Origin of the sequence: Stenotrophomonas sp. S49 (genome assembly GCF_016624905.1) — a bacterium.
GTDB lineage: Bacteria > Pseudomonadota > Gammaproteobacteria > Xanthomonadales > Xanthomonadaceae > Stenotrophomonas.
This window is the reverse complement of the sequence record NZ_JACVUD010000003.1, coordinates 61,942-78,619: the sequence shown is the minus strand read 5'-3', so window position 1 is coordinate 78,619 and position 16,678 is coordinate 61,942. Positions and strand designations below refer to the sequence as shown.

12 protein-coding genes are annotated in these 16,678 nt (G+C 64.6%); 7 read left to right on the top strand and 5 right to left on the bottom strand.

Going from position 1 to position 16,678, the window contains the following annotated elements:
* The first annotated feature begins 20 nt into the window (after window positions 1-20).
* The 4 genes from aceB to IAE58_RS01400 all read left to right on the top strand — a co-directional run bounded on the left by aceB (window position 21) and on the right by IAE58_RS01400 (window position 6,913).
* The gene (aceB, locus tag IAE58_RS01415; protein WP_199932512.1) at window positions 21-1,643 is read left to right on the top strand and encodes a malate synthase A; all 1,623 of its coding nucleotides are present in this window, start codon (window positions 21-23) and stop codon (window positions 1,641-1,643) included.
* 70 nt (window positions 1,644-1,713) lie between these two features.
* On the top strand, window positions 1,714-3,015 hold the full coding sequence (aceA, locus tag IAE58_RS01410; RefSeq protein ID WP_108748104.1) for an isocitrate lyase: 1,302 nt from the start codon (window positions 1,714-1,716) through the stop codon (window positions 3,013-3,015).
* A gap of 313 nt (window positions 3,016-3,328) precedes the next feature.
* Entirely contained in the window at window positions 3,329-4,369 is a 1,041-nt protein-coding gene (locus IAE58_RS01405; RefSeq protein WP_199932513.1) for a GGDEF domain-containing protein, read from the top strand.
* Window positions 4,370-4,384: 15 nt separating this feature from the next.
* Window positions 4,385-6,913 carry a putative peptide modification system cyclase gene (locus tag IAE58_RS01400; RefSeq protein WP_199932514.1) on the top strand — a complete coding sequence of 843 codons (2,529 nt, stop codon included), beginning with the start codon at window positions 4,385-4,387 and terminating at the stop codon, window positions 6,911-6,913.
* A 6-nt stretch (window positions 6,914-6,919) separates the two neighbouring features.
* Here the strand turns inward: IAE58_RS01400 and IAE58_RS01395 are convergent, their stop codons facing one another.
* Window positions 6,920-7,231, bottom strand: coding sequence for an NHLP-related RiPP peptide (locus tag IAE58_RS01395; RefSeq protein WP_199932515.1), 312 nt, complete (start codon window positions 7,229-7,231; stop codon window positions 6,920-6,922).
* 133 nt (window positions 7,232-7,364) lie between these two features.
* On the opposite strand from IAE58_RS01395, the gene IAE58_RS01390 reads away from it, so the two are divergent.
* Both IAE58_RS01390 and IAE58_RS01385 read left to right on the top strand, forming a co-directional pair.
* On the top strand, window positions 7,365-8,540 hold the full coding sequence (locus IAE58_RS01390) for a putative peptide maturation dehydrogenase (RefSeq protein WP_199932516.1): 1,176 nt from the start codon (window positions 7,365-7,367) through the stop codon (window positions 8,538-8,540).
* Between the two features lie 155 nt (window positions 8,541-8,695).
* Window positions 8,696-9,853, top strand: a complete 1,158-nt coding sequence (locus tag IAE58_RS01385) for a putative peptide maturation dehydrogenase (RefSeq protein ID WP_199932517.1) — start codon at window positions 8,696-8,698, stop codon at window positions 9,851-9,853.
* A 1,047-nt stretch (window positions 9,854-10,900) separates the two neighbouring features.
* Here the strand turns inward: IAE58_RS01385 and IAE58_RS01375 are convergent.
* A complete protein-coding gene (locus tag IAE58_RS01375; RefSeq protein WP_199932519.1) occupies window positions 10,901-11,239 on the bottom strand; it encodes an NHLP-related RiPP peptide in 339 nt (112 codons plus the stop codon).
* Window positions 11,240-11,331: 92 nt separating this feature from the next.
* Here IAE58_RS01375 and IAE58_RS01370 point away from each other — a divergent pair, with 92 nt between their 5' ends.
* Window positions 11,332-12,510: a putative peptide maturation dehydrogenase gene (locus IAE58_RS01370; protein ID WP_199932520.1), complete on the top strand. Its 1,179-nt coding sequence runs from the start codon at window positions 11,332-11,334 to the stop codon at window positions 12,508-12,510.
* A 38-nt stretch (window positions 12,511-12,548) separates the two neighbouring features.
* Here IAE58_RS01370 and IAE58_RS01365 read toward each other — a convergent pair whose 3' ends face one another.
* The 3 genes from IAE58_RS01365 to IAE58_RS01355 all read right to left on the bottom strand — a co-directional run bounded on the left by IAE58_RS01365 (window position 12,549) and on the right by IAE58_RS01355 (window position 16,670).
* Complete coding sequence (locus IAE58_RS01365; protein ID WP_199932521.1) at window positions 12,549-12,881, bottom strand: NHLP-related RiPP peptide; 333 nt, start codon at window positions 12,879-12,881, stop codon at window positions 12,549-12,551.
* 154 nt (window positions 12,882-13,035) lie between these two features.
* Window positions 13,036-15,018, bottom strand: coding sequence for an acetyl/propionyl/methylcrotonyl-CoA carboxylase subunit alpha (locus IAE58_RS01360; protein ID WP_199932522.1), 1,983 nt, complete (start codon window positions 15,016-15,018; stop codon window positions 13,036-13,038).
* 41 nt (window positions 15,019-15,059) lie between these two features.
* Window positions 15,060-16,670 carry a carboxyl transferase domain-containing protein gene (locus IAE58_RS01355; RefSeq protein WP_199932523.1) on the bottom strand — a complete coding sequence of 537 codons (1,611 nt, stop codon included), beginning with the start codon at window positions 16,668-16,670 and terminating at the stop codon, window positions 15,060-15,062.
* Window positions 16,671-16,678 lie beyond the last annotated feature (8 nt).

The following is a 16,678-nucleotide window of genomic DNA, read 5'->3' as shown; positions in this document are numbered from 1 at the left end:
CCCACCGCTGGAGTTGCCCCATGTCCGCCGTCGCTTCCGCCGTTCCCTCCACCCCGGCCAAGGCCACCCCCGGCATCGCCCTGGCGACCCGCGTGGCCGGCCAGGACACCGTGCTGCCGGCGCCGCTGCTGGCCCTGCTGGTGTCGCTGCACCGCGCGGTGGAACCGGGTCGGCAGGCACGGCTGCAGGCCCGTCGCGAGCGCCAGGCGTTCTTCGACCAGGGCGGCCTGCCGGATTTCCGCACCGACACCGCCGCGATCCGCAGCGGCGACTGGACCGTGGCCCCGCTGCCGGCCGCGCTGCAGGACCGCCGCGTCGAGATCACCGGCCCGACCGACCCGAAGATGGTCATCAACGCGCTGAACTCCGGCGCCAAGGTGTTCATGGCCGACTTCGAGGATTCCACCTCGCCCACCTGGCGCAACCTGCTGGCCGGGCAGCAGTCGCTGGCCGCCGCCGTGCGCGGCGATCTGCAATTCACTGCCGCCAACGGCAAGCACTACACCCTGCGCCCCTTTGAGGAACAGGCGGTGCTGATCGTGCGCCCGCGCGGCTGGCACCTGGACGAAAAGCACGTGGCCGTGGACGGCCAGCCGCTGGCCGGTGGCCTGTTCGACGCGGCCGTGTTCGCCTTCCACAACGCCCGCGCGCTGCAGGCCAAGGATCGCGGCCCGTACTTCTACCTGCCCAAGCTGCAGAGCATGGAAGAGGCCGCGCTGTGGGAAACCGCGCTGTCGCACATTGAAGGGATGCTGGGCCTGCCGCACGGGCAGATCAAGGTGACTGTGCTGATCGAAACGCTGCCGGCCGTGTTCGAGATGGACGAGATCCTGCACGCGCTGCGTGACCGTATCGTCGGCCTGAACTGCGGCCGCTGGGATTACATCTTTTCGTACCTGAAGACCTTCCGCCGCCACGCCGACCGGGTGCTGCCCGAGCGTGGCCAGGTGACCATGACCCAGCCGTTCCTGAAGGCCTATTCGGAACTGCTGATCCAGACCTGCCACCGCCGCGGTGCGCATGCGATGGGTGGCATGGCCGCACAGATTCCGATCAACCACGATGCCGCGGCCAACGAGCAGGCCATGGCCCGCGTGCGCGCCGACAAGCTGCGCGAAGTCAGCGCCGGCCACGATGGCACCTGGGTCGCGCACCCGGCGCTGATTCCGGTGGCGCAGGCAATCTTCGACGAACACATGCCGGGCCCGAACCAGCACAGCGTGCTGCGCCAGGACGTGCGCGTGGGCCGTGATGAACTGATCGCACGGCCGCCGGGCAGCATCACCCGCGCCGGTTACGAGGGCAACGTGGAAGTCTGCGTGCGCTACCTGGCCGCCTGGCTGGACGGCAACGGCTGCGTGCCGATCCATCACCTGATGGAAGACGCGGCCACCGCCGAGATCAGCCGCAGCCAGCTGTGGCAGTGGCTGCACACGCCGGGGCAGCAGCTGGACGATGGCACCGCCATCGACCTGGGCCTGCTCGACACCACCCTGGCGCAGCTGCCGGCACGACTGGGCGACACCAGCGCGCTGCCCGGCGGCAACCGCATTGCCGAAGCCATCACCCTGCTGGGCGAACTGAGCCGCAGCAACGAGCTGACCGATTTCCTGACCCTGCCGGCCTACGCGCGCATCGACTGACCGCTGCGCGCCGTCCCACGCCGCTTCCTTCCCCGCTGCACCCGCTGCAAGAACCGAACTGGAGAAAGACATGAGCACGCTGCCCACTGCCGAACAGATCCAGCACGACTGGGACACCCACCCGCGCTGGGAAGGCATCCAGCGCAACTACAGCGCCGCCGATGTGGTGCGCCTGCGCGGCACGGTCCACATCGAACATTCGCTGGCCCGGCTGGGCGCGGAAAAGCTGTGGGCGTCGCTGCACGAGCGTGAGTTCGTCAATGCGCTGGGCGCGCTGACCGGCAACCAGGCCATGCAGCAGGTCAAGGCCGGGCTGAAGGCGATCTATCTGTCGGGCTGGCAGGTGGCCGCCGATGCCAATCTGGCCGGGCAGATGTACCCGGACCAGTCGCTGTACCCGGCCGATTCGGTGCCGGCGGTGGTCAAGCGCATCAACAACACCCTGCTGCGCGCCGACCAGCTTCACCATGCCGAAGGCAAGGACGAGATCGATTTCCTGCAGCCCATCGTGGCCGACGCCGAGGCCGGTTTCGGCGGCGTGCTCAATGCCTTCGAGCTGATGAAGGCGATGATTGAAGCCGGTGCGGCCGGTGTGCACTTCGAAGACCAGCTGGCGTCGGTGAAGAAGTGCGGGCACATGGGCGGCAAGGTGCTGGTGCCGACCCGCGAGGCGATCGAGAAGCTCAACGCCGCGCGCCTGGCCGCCGACGTGCTGGGCGTGCCGACCCTGCTGGTGGCGCGCACCGATGCCGAAGCGGCCGATCTGCTGACTAGCGACATCGATGCCAACGACCGCCCGTTCACCACCGGCGAGCGCACCGTGGAAGGCTTCTACAAGACCCGCAACGGTCTGGACCAGGCCATCAGCCGCGGCCTGGCCTATGCCCCCTATGCGGATCTGGTGTGGTGCGAGACCGGCAAGCCGGACCTGGAATTCGCGCGGAAATTCGCGGAAGCGATCCACGCGAAGTTCCCCGGCAAGCTGCTGGCCTACAACTGCTCGCCCAGCTTCAACTGGAAGAAGAACCTGGATGACGCGACCATCGCCAAGTTCCAGCGCGAACTGGGCAGCTATGGCTACAAGTTCCAGTTCATCACCCTGGCCGGCTTCCACGCGCTGAACTACGGCATGTTCAATCTGGCCCACGGCTACGCGCGCCGCCAGATGAGCGCCTTCGTGGAACTGCAGGAGGCCGAGTTCGAAGCCGCCGAGCGTGGCTTCACCGCCGTGAAGCACCAGCGCGAAGTGGGCACTGGGTATTTCGATGCAGTGACCCAGGCGATCCAGCAGGGGCAGTCCTCGACCACCGCGCTGACCGGCTCGACCGAGGAAGAACAGTTCCACGGCGGGCGCAGCGAACGCGCGGCCTGAGCCGAATCCGGCCGGCCCCGTCGAGCTTGCTCGACTGGCGCGATCCGGCCGGGGCCGAGGAGCAGTCGAGCAAGCTCGACTCTACGGGCCTACGACCCCCGATCAGGGTGGCCAGGGAAGGGCCAGACGACGCCGGCAGGTCGGGGGACCTGCCGGCGTTGTTGTAAGCGAACTGAGCACTCCGTCAGCTGAATAGGCGCTGCGCGGGGTAACCCACCGGGATCTGCGGCGATTTGACGCAAAATGAGAAGCGGCGCACAGTTTCAAGCGGTGCTATGCTCCGCTGCTCACCAGGGGACGCTGGCGGCAAGGAATGACCGGCAGGGGTTCAGCCGAGACATCAGACATGACATCCGGTATCGCCACAGCGGCGATGGCCGGGATGACGCATGCCGTGCTTTCCGACGCTGAAGTGGCCCTGTTCGCGCAGTTTGCCCAGCCGCGCCCGCTGTCGGCCGGCCAGTGGTTGTTCCTGCGCGGGCACCCGGGGCAGAGCATGTACGTCATCCTGGAAGGCCAGATTGAACTGGACTTCGGCGAGGACCTGCTGGTGAAGACCCTGGGCCGCCACGAGTTCTTCGGCGAGCTGGGCCTGCTGATGGGCAACCACGCCCGCAGCGCCGGCGCCCACGCGATGACCGACTGCACGGTGCTGGAACTGGGCCCGGATGCCTTCCAGCGCCTGGTCGATGCCGACCCCGGCCTGGTGGCGCAGTTCCTGCGCCGCACGATCATGCGCGTGCTGGCCAACGAACAGGCCCTGATCAGCCAGCTGCGGCGGCGCAACCACGACCTGGAAACCGCGCTGGACAACCTGTACATCACCACCCACCAGCTCACCCATACCCGCGAGCTGGTGCGTACCGATGAACTGACCGGACTGCACAACCGCCGCGGCCTGACCCTGTACCTGAAGGAATCGCGCGCGCACCCCGACGGCCCGCCGCAGGCGTTGCTGCTGATCGACTGCGACCACTTCAAGCAGATCAACGACCGCCATGGCCACCAGGCCGGCGACCGCGTGCTGCAGAGCATGGGCAACATCCTGCGTTCGATGGCCGGCGAGCACGATCTGGCCTGCCGCCTGGGCGGCGATGAGTTCTGCCTGATCCTGCGCCGCGCCGACCGCGAGGCCGCCCAGCACGCCGCCGAGTTCATCCTCAGCGCTGTGCACGGCCTGCTGGAACGCGGCCACGGCACCCCGCACGTCAGCCTGGCCAGCATTGGCGTCAGCCTGCTGGTACCTGAGGCTGACTGGAGCGAGTGGTATGCCGGTGCCGATCGGGCGCTGTACGAAGCCAAGCGCGCCGGCGGAAACTGCCTGCGATGGGCCCACGGCCCGGACGGACAATGAGCGGAGACCCAGGTGATGAACGGCGACACCGGAACGTCGACCCCGCACACCACGCAACTGCGGGCACTGCTGTTCACTGATCTGTGCGATTCCACCCAGCTGGTGGAGCGGATGGGCGATACCGCCGCCGCCGAATTGTTCCAGGACCACGACCGCCTGGTGATGGCCCTGCAGCAGCGCTGGAACGGCCAGCAGATCGATCGCTCCGACGGGTTGTTCATGCTGTTCGAGCGGCCGGTGGATGCGCTGGGCTTCGCCCTGGATTACCAGCGCGGGTTGCAGGCGCTGGGCGGCAAGCGCTCCATCCTGCTGCGCGCGCGCATGGGCCTGCACGTGGGCGAAGTGCTGTTGTGGAACAACAGCGCCGAGTCGATCGCCCTGGGTGCAAAGCCGGTGGAAGTGGAAGGGTTGGCCAAGCCCATGGCCGCGCGCCTGATGCAGCTGGCACGCCCCGGGCAATTGCTGCTGTCGGCCGCTGCCGAGTCGATGGCGCGCCGCGCCGTGCACGAACTGGGCGACGCCGGGCAGGGCCTCAAGTGGAAGTCGTACGGGCGCTGGCGCTTCAAGGGCGTGGCGCAGTCGATGGAAGTGTTCGGCCTGCAGGACCCGACTGCGGTGGCGCCGGGCCGCCCGCAGCAAAGTGGAAAGGCAACGCGGGACATACCGCTCTGGCGGCAGCCGCTGGTGATGACGGCGCAGGTGGGAGTGGTTGCCGCCCTGCTGGTCGGAGGCTGGTTCCTGACCCGTCCGCAGCCGGCCATCGCGTTCGCGGAGCGCGATTGGGTGGTGCTCGCTGGGCTGCGCAACCTGACCAGCAATCCAATGCTGGATGATGCGCTGGACCAAGCGTTCCGGATCAGTCTGGAGCAGTCGCGCTACGTCAATATCGTCAGTGATGACCGCATCGTACGGACGTTGGAGATGATGCGTAAGCCGCTGGAAGGCGGCGTGCGCGAGCGCAGCGATGCCGCCGCCGTAGCGATGCGTGCCGGGGCTCGGCTGCTGTTCGTACCATCAGCCACCGATGTGGGCGGGCGTACGCGCTTCAGCGTAGAAGTGGTTGAGCCGTCGACCCTCCGAACACTTACCGTAGTGTCTGCTGATGCCCGTCCGGGTGCAGTACTGGCGGCAGTGGATGACGTGTCGCGAAAGCTGCGCGACACACTGGGCGAAGAAGCGACGCTGATCCAGCGCGACAGTCATGCCCTGCCTGAAGTAACCACCGGCAGCATGGATGCATTGCGTGCGTTCGCCCTTGGGCAGAAGCGCTATGTCCGTGGCGACTACAAGGGGGCGTTGGCATTCTACCGCCAGGCAACTGACATTGATCCGCAGTTCGCACTTGCGTGGCTGGGTCAGAGTCGCAGCCATTTCGCCACTCCTGATTTTGCTTCAGCAGGCGCTGCGCTCGCAAAAGCCGCGGAACGGACGGTCCACCTGCCTGCCCGCGAAACGTTCTACGTTCGTGCTTGGATGTTGCAGATCAATGATCCAGACCGTGCAACAGATTCGTGGTTGCGCATGGCAGAGATGTACCCGGATTACCTGCCGGCCAGCAACAACGCTGCGATGAACTTGTACAACGAGAACCGACTGCAGGACGCCTTGCCTTTGGCCCAGCGGGTGGCAACCAGTCAGGTCGACCTGCTTGCAGTTGGCCAGGACCAGTACGGCCGCATCCTTCTCGGGCTTGGTCGCTACGAAGAGGCGGACCGAGCGCTCGCACTGGCGGCCGCCGGAGGGTGGCAGGGGGCGCTGACTCGGCAGGCCACCGTCGCTGCAGCGCGGGGCGACTTCCGCAAGGCAACCCAGTTGCTGGACCGAGTCGATGCGGGCAACTACCACGCCGATATCTCCCGCACATCGGTCGCCCTGGATCAGGGTGACACCGGCGCCGCATTGGCCGCCGCAGCGCGCGGCTTGGAACGAAGCCAGCAAAAGGCTGGACTCGAACGAAGCATGTACCACCTCCCGCTGGCAGTCAGCTACCTCAAGGAGGGCAAAGGCCAGCGCGCGATCCCATTGCTGGAAGAAGTCTGTCGCCTCGCGTTTGACGGCATCGATGGTCAGCCGGCGGTAGAAGTCATTGATCGCATCGTGACAGCGCAGGCTGCTGCTCTGGTCGCTCTGAGGCTGGGAAACACCTCAATTGCTCACCGCGTGCAGTCGCGCATTGCAGCAGTGAGGAATCGTCCGGACAGCTTGGTCGTGCATGAGTTCAATGCAGTGATCGCCGCAGAAGATCTGCGCCATCAGAACAAGCCGCTGGAGGCGCTGAAGGTGCTTGATCCTTTCATGGGAAAGAGTTCACGAGTGCAGACTCGAGTTGCCGCGTTGCACGCGGCGCGCGCGGCACGGCTCGATACCTTGGCGCAGCAGCAGCTGAGCTGGTTACGGGCCCGGCCTGGGCTGGCTTACGCTGAGATTGAGTGCGCGTTCTGTCTGCAGGGTCTGAACATCCTCGACGTGCGGGATGCTCAACGTGCCAAAGACATTGAAAAGCCGCAGCTTCCGAGGGCTGCGGCCTCCCCTTCTTCTGGTTGACGTCGCTCAGCGAAGCGTGCGCGGCGCTGAGCCGTTGTAGCCATTCTCAAGCATAGGCACGTTGAAGGCAGTGCCTGAAGTGAGCATGCCGACGATCTCCGGCAGCGCGTGCACGATGACATTCTTGTCTGCCAAGTGGATGTTGCAGCAGCACTCGTTGACGAATTGGGTCAGTTCCGCCGGATCTGCCGGAACATGGCCAGCTTCCAGTAGTGCCGCTTCCGGCGATGCGGTGAAGCGAGCCCGGAAATGGTCATCGGTGGCGAGCAGGTTGACGAGATGAGAAGCGACAGCAGGTTCAAGCTTCAGGGAAGGCATGTTGGATCTCGAGTGAGGAGGAGCTCCTCCATAGTGACGGCCTCCTTAAGACTTTCTTGAGGAATTTGAGACGGCCATCAAGGAATGACGGTTCTGTTCGATAACAAGGCAGATGTGTCCAACAGGGAAGTCCATGCAGATCCGGCGTTGCGCAATCGTCATGATGGAACCGCGGGAGACGACGACGTTCCATTTCGAAGACCTGATTCGTGGAGGGGACGGCCTCCGCCGTTCGCGCGCCTGGTTCGCGCTGGCGCCGCACTTGCCAGAGCCGGTCGAAATCAGTCGCGCGCAGCAGCACTGGCTCGGACAGCTGAGCCCGAACGCATGGCAGTCCCTCGATGACGACAGCGAAGATGCATCGGTTGCGCGCGAACTTGTGCAAGCGGGCCTGGCTTTCCTGCAGGACCAGCCTGAAAATGCGGTGGGTCGTGCCGACGAGGCGCTGCGCGCGACCTATTGGCACCCGCTTGCGGCCGTGATGCATGCGTTCTCGCGCTGGGATGGTGTTGATGCCGTCAGTAACATGCGTGAGTCGCGAACCGAGACCGCGATACAAATGCGACAGACCCTGGGCGCACCGCCGTCCACCACCATATCGCGATGCTTGACCGGAGCTATCCGCCTTCCCCGCGCTGAACCGGATGCATTCGACGGGCTATTGGCGCGACGAACCACCTGCCGAAACTTTGATGCAGGGCGTCTTCTTCCGCTGCAGACCCTGTCGCGCATGCTGCAGCGTGTGTTTGGCAGTACCGGAGAACAGCGTGTCAGCGACGATCTGGTGTTCCTGAAGAAGAATGTGCCGTCGGGTGGGGGACTGCACCCGGTTGAGGCCTATCTGATCGTCCAGAATGTCGAAGGCTTGCCTCCAGGCCTGTACCACTATCGTGGCGACACCCACCATCTGGAACCGATAGCAACGGACATCACCGTTGATCGGCAGTTCGTGATGGGAGTGCTCGGCCAGCAACATTGGTTCGCCGATGCTCATGTGCTGATCGCGCTGGCGCCACGCTTCGACCGTACGTTCTGGAAGTACCGCCAGCATGCCAAGAGCTACAGGGTTGTTGCTCTGGAAGCCGGCCACCTGTCGCAGACCCTCTATCTGGCCGCCACAGACGCGGGGCTGGGGGCCTTCATCACAGCGGCAATCAACGAGAAGGCAATCGAGCGTGCCTTTTCATTGGACCCCATGCGAGAAGGGGTGCTGGCGGTCTGCGGATTCGGTTGGCGTGCCTCCACGATGGAAACAACGGAACTTGATCCTGCCGGTCACATCTGGAAAGGGGCGCCGGAAGCGGACTAGGCGATCAAGCCATCGCTCGACTCGCTCTTTGCACTGTTGATCTGCAGTGGAGTCCTCCTCGCGGCACTGCTTTGTGTGGGGCCAAGGGTCATGGAACTAGTAGTCGAGGAGCTCCATACTGTCTGCATTTCCGCATGAGCTAATTGGACTCTCATATGAAGGTTCGCCGTTGCTCCATCATCATGTTCGAATCCAAGGCAGAACTGTCATTGGATATGCCGCTATTGATGAGTGGAGGCGCTGGTTTGGCGACCACAATGCAGTGGTATGCACTGCCTGGCCATCTCGACGCGCCGATTGATATCTCGTCTGAAGAATTGATTCTTCTGGGCCAATTCGAGCCCGATCGCTGGGTGGATGTGACTGAGGTGCACGTGGATCAGAGCCAAATGATGCGACTGGTCGAACTCGGGATATTGATTAGTGACGATCCAGCGTGGGAATCTCACAAGGGGCGCGATGAAGACGTTCGGTCAACCAACTGGTGGCCGTTGGCTGCACTGGCTCATCGGATGGGGCGCTGGGCTGGCGTCGACAGCGCGAAGGAGATGCACGAAAGCAAGTTGGTGACCGCAGATGATCTTCTGATGAAGTTTGGACCACCGCCACCTTCGGTAGCAGCGCCTGACGCATCGGCCATCCGGCTGCCAGATACGATCTCCGATGCGCGCGATGAACTGCTGCGTTTGCGCGTTACCTGCCGAAATTTCGATAGCAGCAGGGCATTGCCATTGCCAATGCTATCGCAGGTGATGAAGCGGACTATGAAGGCTCATGCGGTGGTTCGGCCAGGTCCGGGGATTGAATTCCTGAAGAAGAACATACCTTCCGGAGGTGGTTTGCATCCATTGGAGACCTACGTGATCTCACTGGATGTAGAAGGTCTGGCGGCTGGAGTGTATCACTATCATTCTGTGGAGCACTCATTGCGCGAAATCGCCAGCCATAGAGAAGGCCTTCGTGAATCCGTCCTCGGCTATTTGTCCGGCCAGTACTGGTTCGTCGATGCGTCAGTGCATATCGTGCAGGTCGCTCGATTCTCGCGCAGCTTCTGGAAATATCGGAACCATTCCAAGGCCTATCGTGCTGTCTTGCTTGATGCAGGTCATCTTTCGCAGCAGTGGATGCTCTCGGCCACTGAGCTTGGCTTGGCGGCTTATGTCACTGCAGGCATCAATGAGATCGATTTGGAGGAGTTGCTGGGGTTGGATGGCATCGAGTCAAGTCCCATAATGATGTGCGGCTTGGGGTGGCGTGCGCAGAGTCAGGCCACCAGTGAGTTCGACCCGCTGGCGCGGATCTGGAGCGAATGAAAATGCTGGTCCTGATACCCGCCAGGACGTCTGGTACAACAAGACGCAGTGACACAAAGAAAGGGGCCGGCATTGCCGGCCCCTTTCTTTGTGCATCGGAACTCCGAATGTCCGACGCACTGACCGCCTCTGAGTGTTTCCAGCACGGAGCGAGTGAGGACTCATGGCGACCGAGTAGCAGTTAGTAACGGCTGCTTATTGTTCGTGGACTTCAGTGAGTTCCTCCCAGGAGCGAAGACTACTGGGCAGTACCCACGCGCCTGGTGCTGCTGCGTTGTTGTCGCAACTTGGAAGCGAAAGGCAGAGACACTGATTCCGCCATTCAGGCGGCTTGTGTCGGATCCACGTTGGCCAGCAACGCCTGGCCTCGGCGAGCTTCGAAGTAGTGTGGCAAGCTGAAAATAGCCCGCTGGGATACGGCTTGCTGCAGTTGCAGGCGCATCGCAAGAAATTCTTCCTTTGATGCCAGCTCACCCGGCAGTGCGCAAGCGCCTGGGACAGTCATGTTCTACAGGCCGTACTCGGCGAGAGCAGCAGTCGGATCCGCAGCAAAGTGGGTCCGGAACGTGTCGTCAGCGCAGAGAAGGTCAAGCAATTGGACTGCACTGGTGGCGGTCAAGGGGCGCTTATGAGTCATTGGAATTTCCTGCTTTGTGGACTGAATTTGGGGTGGTCGTCACACGGATGGGATCAACATTGACGGCGCGGACATTCGACGTTGCTGTACCTCGCACTCACCAGAGGAGATAACACATGACGGCCTCGAAACCAATCGGTCATCAGGTGTGGCTTGAGGTGGCGGGCGCAGACTCGAGCGACCAACGATTCCGAGCCGCTGTAGCAGATCTGGAATGAACATAAGTCCCCACTCTGATCGATCAACCGCGCCGCCGCACGAGCAGATGGGAAACCGGGATGGGGACGGGTATCGCCCACCTCAAGTCCGGGTGGGGTTACATACGGCGCGAAATGCTTGGCGCCAACCCGCTTCCGACCTGGACGCCCGGCGACGCGCTGTCCATCGGGCACCGGCCCATTGGTGCGGAATCAGGCAGCCCGGGCCTTGGGACCCGGTGCGGGCTGCCTCAGAACGTGGACGCCTCCCAGACCGGCATCCAGAGCCGGTACCAACTGGGCCATACCGGAGGTCAGCATCAGGTTGATCTCATCGCGTGCGGCGGCGATCACTTCCTTCGACGCCAGCTCGCGCACAGCGAAGCAAACGCGCAGCACCTCCCACTCAGCCGGCTGGCGCTGCGCATCGAATCCGACTGCCAGCAGGGCTTCACCCGGGTTTGCAGAGAACTGCGCGCGGAACGTGTCATCGGTGGCCAGCAGATCGACCAAGCGACGTGCAACGCCAATGTCCAGCGAGGGTAGGGCCATGTCACCATTCCTTGTTCGAAGTTGGCCGGCAGTATAGTCACCGACCGCAGGCAATGGTAAAGAAGGGGATTGATTGCGCCTCGCTCTTGTCCATGCCACCTGTTGATCAGATCCGTCGTTGTGAAATCCTCTTCTTCGAGCCGCGCGAGGTTGTGCGCTTCGCCCTGGAGGGCTTGCTGGCTGGCGGCAATGGCTTGCTGCGCGAGCAGCACTGGGTTGCGCTGGCGCCGCACCTGGCAGAACCCACCATGGTCTCGGCCGCGGAACGGGAACTGCTCGGTACACTGAGTCCGGTGCAATGGACCGAGCACGCGCTGGATGAGCCGTTGCTGCGTGGTCTGGTAGAACGAGGGCTTGTGATCACCCGGCAGTGCTTGGATGCAACCCTGATCGAGCATCGGCAGCGCGATGAGGCCATACGCCAGAGCTACTGGCACCCGCTCAATGCCGTGATGCATGCATTCACCCGCTGGGAGGGCGTCGATGCGGTAAAGAACACCGAGGACGCCGGTGTGGGCACGGCAACGGGCATGCTGGATGTGTTGGGCCCGCCACCCATTCACCAGGCAGTAGAACCCGCTGGGTCGACCATCGATCTGCCAGCGCCGGAACGGACAGCACTGGATGATCTGCTGGCTCGACGGGCTACCTGCCGCAATTTCGACAGCGCGCGTCCCTTGACCCTGGAGGTGTTCACCCAGGTGCTGCACCGCACGTTTGGCGCGCAGGCCGTTGTGGATGTCAGCGATGAGCTGTCATTCGAGAAGCGCAACAGTCCTTCCGGTGGCGGTCTTCACCCTTGCCACGCGTATCTGGTGGTGCAGAACGTGGAAGGCATTCCCGCAGGGCTGTACCGCTACCACGGGATCCGCAACCAACTGATGCCGCTGCCCGCGCCGGGGGGTGATCTGCATGCATTCTCGATGCAATGCGTGGCCCAGCAACACTGGTTCGCGGATGCGCACTGCCTGGTACTGACCGTCGCCGATTTCGACCGCACGTTCTGGAAGTACCGGCGTCATGCCAAGGGCTACCGCGTGGTTGCGCTGGAGGCCGGGCATCTTTCGCAGATGCTGTATCTGGCGGCCACGGAGTGTGGCGCGGCCGCGTTCATTACCGGTGCGATCAATGAGCGCAGCATCGAGCAGGCACTGGGCCTGGACAGCACCCGCCAGGGGGTGTTGGCCGTATCCGGATTTGGTTGGCGCGGACCGTCCATGCAGACTGCCGAGCTGGATCCGCGTCAGTCGGTCTGGCAACGGGTCGACTGACTTCACCGTACCGGTATGTCGCGCTTCCTGCGCGACAATCAGGCGGCTCGTGTCCGGGACGACCACGGCTTCAGGACGGGCGCGCGTCCAGGGTTCGCATCCAGTGCAGGAACGATCTGGTTGATTGCAGACGTCAGCAACGCATGGATCTCGTCTCTGGCCGCAAGAATGGATTCCTTCGGCGCAAGCTCGCCAACGAGGAAGCACATGCTCAGGGCCTTCCAGTCGTCTGGGTTGCGTGCTGCATTAAACCCTACCTGTACCAGCGCACCACCCGGATCCCGCACGAACTGAGCGCGAAAGAGATCGTCATGTGACAGTCGGTCGATCAAACGACGCACGACGTCGGCTTCCAAGGCTGGCAATGACATGGGTGCGTCCATTCTGGCTGTTGATGGGAAGGTGGCCGACTGGCCGGCCGGCCAGTACGTTAGCACTGGTTACGCCGCACGCGGAGTAGCTGATCGGCGGGCACGGGAGTCGGCCCAGCTGAACCTGGCCAGCTGGGCACGCGCCCACCCAACCTCAACCCGCCTCGAAATCCACCAGCACCGCGCCATCCCCCACCTGGTCGCCCGCCTTGGCGCGGTACCCCTTCACCGTGCCATCGGCCGGTGCCTGCAGGGTGTGCTCCATCTTCATGGCTTCCAACACGACCAGCGGCGTGCCGCGCTTTACCTGGGTGCCGGCCTGGACGAGGGTGGCCACGATCCTGCCCGGCATCGGTGCCAGCAGGCTGCCGGCATCGGTGCTGGCGGTGTCCGATTCGGCAACCGGATCGTGCAGGGTGAAGCGGTGCTGGCCCGCTGCATCGAACAGGAACAGCTGGCCGCCGTCGCGCAGCAGCTGCGCCGACCGGCGCCGACCACCTACCTGCAGCGTCAACTGTTGTGCATCGGCGGTGCCGATCAGCGTTGCCGGCGCCGCGTCATCGCACTGCACGCGCCAGCCGTCGGCCTGCGCCCACACCTTCAGGGTGCGGGTGCGCTCGCCCTGCTGCAGCGGCAGCACGCGCGCTGCGGCGGCACCCAGGCGCCAGCCATCCTGCGCCTGCCAGGGTGAATGCGGATCGCGCGCATCGCTGCCCGCGCGCGTGGCGCTGGCCACGGCCGCGACGGCCGCCAGCTGCCACAGATCGTCATCGGCATCGCCCACCGCATTCAGTGCGGCCTGCTCGCGTTCGATCAGCGCGGTATCCAGCTTCGCGTTGGCGAACGAATCGGTGTTCACCAGCCGGCGCAGGAAGCCGGCATTGGTGGTCACGCCCACCACCTGGCAGTCGGCCAGGGCCTGGCTCATGCGGCGCAGCGCGGCATCGCGGTCCACGTCCCAGACGATCAGCTTGGCAATCATCGGGTCGTAGTACGGGGTGATGCTGTCGCCTTCCTCTACGCCGGTATCCACGCGCACGTTCGCCGAAGGCATCGGCAGGCGCAGGCGGCGCAGGGTACCGGTGGACGGCAGGAAGCCGCGGTCGGCATCTTCGGCGTACAGCCGCGCTTCGATGGCGTGGCCGTGGATGGCCAGTTGCTCCTGGCGCAGCGGCATCGGCTGGCCGGCCGCCACGCGCAGTTGCCATTCCACCAGGTCGGTGCCGGTGATGAACTCGGTCACCGGATGTTCCACCTGCAGGCGGGTGTTCATTTCCATGAAATAGAAATCGCCGTCCGGGCCGGCAATGAACTCCACCGTACCGGCGCCCACATAGCCCACCGCGCGCGCGGCATCGACGGCCGCCTTGCCCATGGCCGCGCGGCGCTCGGCGCTCATGCCCGGCGCCGGTGCTTCTTCCAGCACCTTCTGGTGGCGGCGCTGCACCGAGCAGTCGCGCTCGAACAGGTAGACCGCATCACCGTGGGTATCGCCGAACACCTGGATCTCGATGTGACGCGGGCGCTCGACATACTTCTCGACCAGCACATGGTCGTTGCCGAAGGCCGATGCGGCCTCGCGCTGGCAGCTGGCCAGCGCATCGACGAAATCGTCGCTGCGTTCAACCTTGCGCATGCCCTTGCCACCGCCGCCGGCGCTGGCCTTGATCAGCACCGGGTAGCCGATGGCATCGGCCTGTTCGCGCAGGAAGGCCGGTGCCTGCTGGTCGCCGTGGTAGCCCGGGGTCAGCGGTACGCCTGCCTGGGCCATCAGTGCCTTGGCCGCGCTCTTGTCGCCCATCGCGCGGATGGCGCTGGCCGGCGGGCCAATGAAGGTGATGCCCGCAGCGGCACACGCATCGGCGAAGTCCGCATTCTCGGACAGGAAGCCATAACCGGGATGGATGGCCTGCGCACCCGTGCGCCGCGCCGCGTCCAGCAGCAGGTCGCCGCGCAGGTAGCTGTCGCGGGCGGCGGCCGGGCCGATATGCACGGCCTCGTCGGCCAGGCGCACGTGGCGTGCGCTGCGGTCGGCATCGGAATACACCGCCACGGTGGCGATGCCCAGGCGACGGCAGGTGGCAATCACGCGGCAGGCGATTTCGCCACGGTTGGCGATCAGGATCTTGGTGAACATGGCAACGGGCTTCATGGGAGCGTGCTCGGTCATGGCATGGGTTACATGCGGAACACGCCGAAGCGCGTCTGCTGCGGGGCGGCGTTGAGGCTGGCTGACAGCGCCAGGGCCAGCACGCGGCGGGTATCGACCGGATCGATCACGCCGTCATCCCACAGGCGGGCACTGGCGTAGTAGGGGTGGCCCTGCTGTTCGAACTGGTCGCGGATGGGCGCCTTGAATGCATCTTCTTCTTCGGCCGGCCACTGGCCGCCCTTGGCCTCGATGCCATCGCGCTTCACCGTGGCCAGCACGCTGGCGGCCTGCTCGCCGCCCATCACGCCGATGCGGGCGTTGGGCCACATCCACAGGAAGTTGGGCGAATAGGCGCGGCCGCACATGCCGTAGTTGCCGGCGCCGAACGAGCCGCCGATCACCACGGTGAACTTGGGCACCTTGGCGCAGGCCACGGCCATCACCAGCTTGGCCCCATCCTTGGCGATGCCGCCTTGTTCGTATTTGCGGCCGACCATGAAGCCGGTGATGTTCTGCAGGAACACCAGCGGAATGTTGCGCTGGGTGCACAGTTCGATGAAGTGCGCGCCTTTCAGGGCCGATTCGGAGAACAGGATGCCGTTGTTGGCGATGATGCCGATCGGGTAACCGTTCAGATGGGCAAAGCCGGTGACCAGGGTGGCGCCATAGCGCGGCTTGAATTCATCGAAGCGCGAGCCGTCCACCAGGCGCGCGATCACTTCGCGCACGTCGTAGGGCTTGCGCGTGTCGGCGGGAATCACGCCATACAACTCCCGCGCCGGCAGCAGCGGTTCTTCGGGTGCCTGCACGGCCATCGCCGGTTCCGGCTTGCGCCAGTTCAGCTGGGCGATGATCGCGCGCACCCGCGCCAGTGCCTGCAGGTCGTTGTCGGCCATGTGGTCGGCCACGCCGGAAATGCGCGTGTGCACATCGGCGCCGCCCAGCTCTTCGGCAGTTACCACTTCGCCGGTGGCGGCCTTCACCAGCGGTGGGCCGCCCAGGAAGATCGTGCCCTGTTCGCGCACGATCACCGTTTCATCGCTCATGGCCGGCACGTAGGCGCCACCGGCGGTGCAGCTGCCCATCACGCAGGCGATCTGCGGGATGCCCTGCGCGGACAGGTTGGCCTGGTTGTAGAAGATGCGGCCGAAATGATCGCGGTCCGGGAAGACCTCGTCCTGCAGGGGCAGGAAAGCGCCGCCCGAATCGACCAGGTAGATACAGGGCAGGCGGTTCTGCTCGGCCACTTCCTGCGCGCGCAGGTGCTTCTTCACCGTGACCGGGTAGTAGGTACCGCCCTTCACCGTGGCATCGTTGGCCACGATCACGCACTCCACGCCGCTCACCCGGCCGATGCCGGCCACCACGCCGGCTGCGGGCACGGCATTGTCATACATGCCGTGCGCGGCCAGCGGCGCGATTTCCAGGAAGGCGCTGCCGGGGTCGAGCAGGGCGTCGATGCGGTCGCGCACCAGCAGCTTGCCGCGCGCGGTGTGCTTGGCGCGTGCTGCCTCGCTGCCGCCCAGCGCGGTGCGCGCCAGCGTGGCGTGCAGGTCATCGACCACGGCCTGCATGGCGGCGCGGTTGCTTTCGAAGGTGTCGCTGCCCGGTTGCAGCTGGCTGTTGAGGACGGTCATCGCGGTGG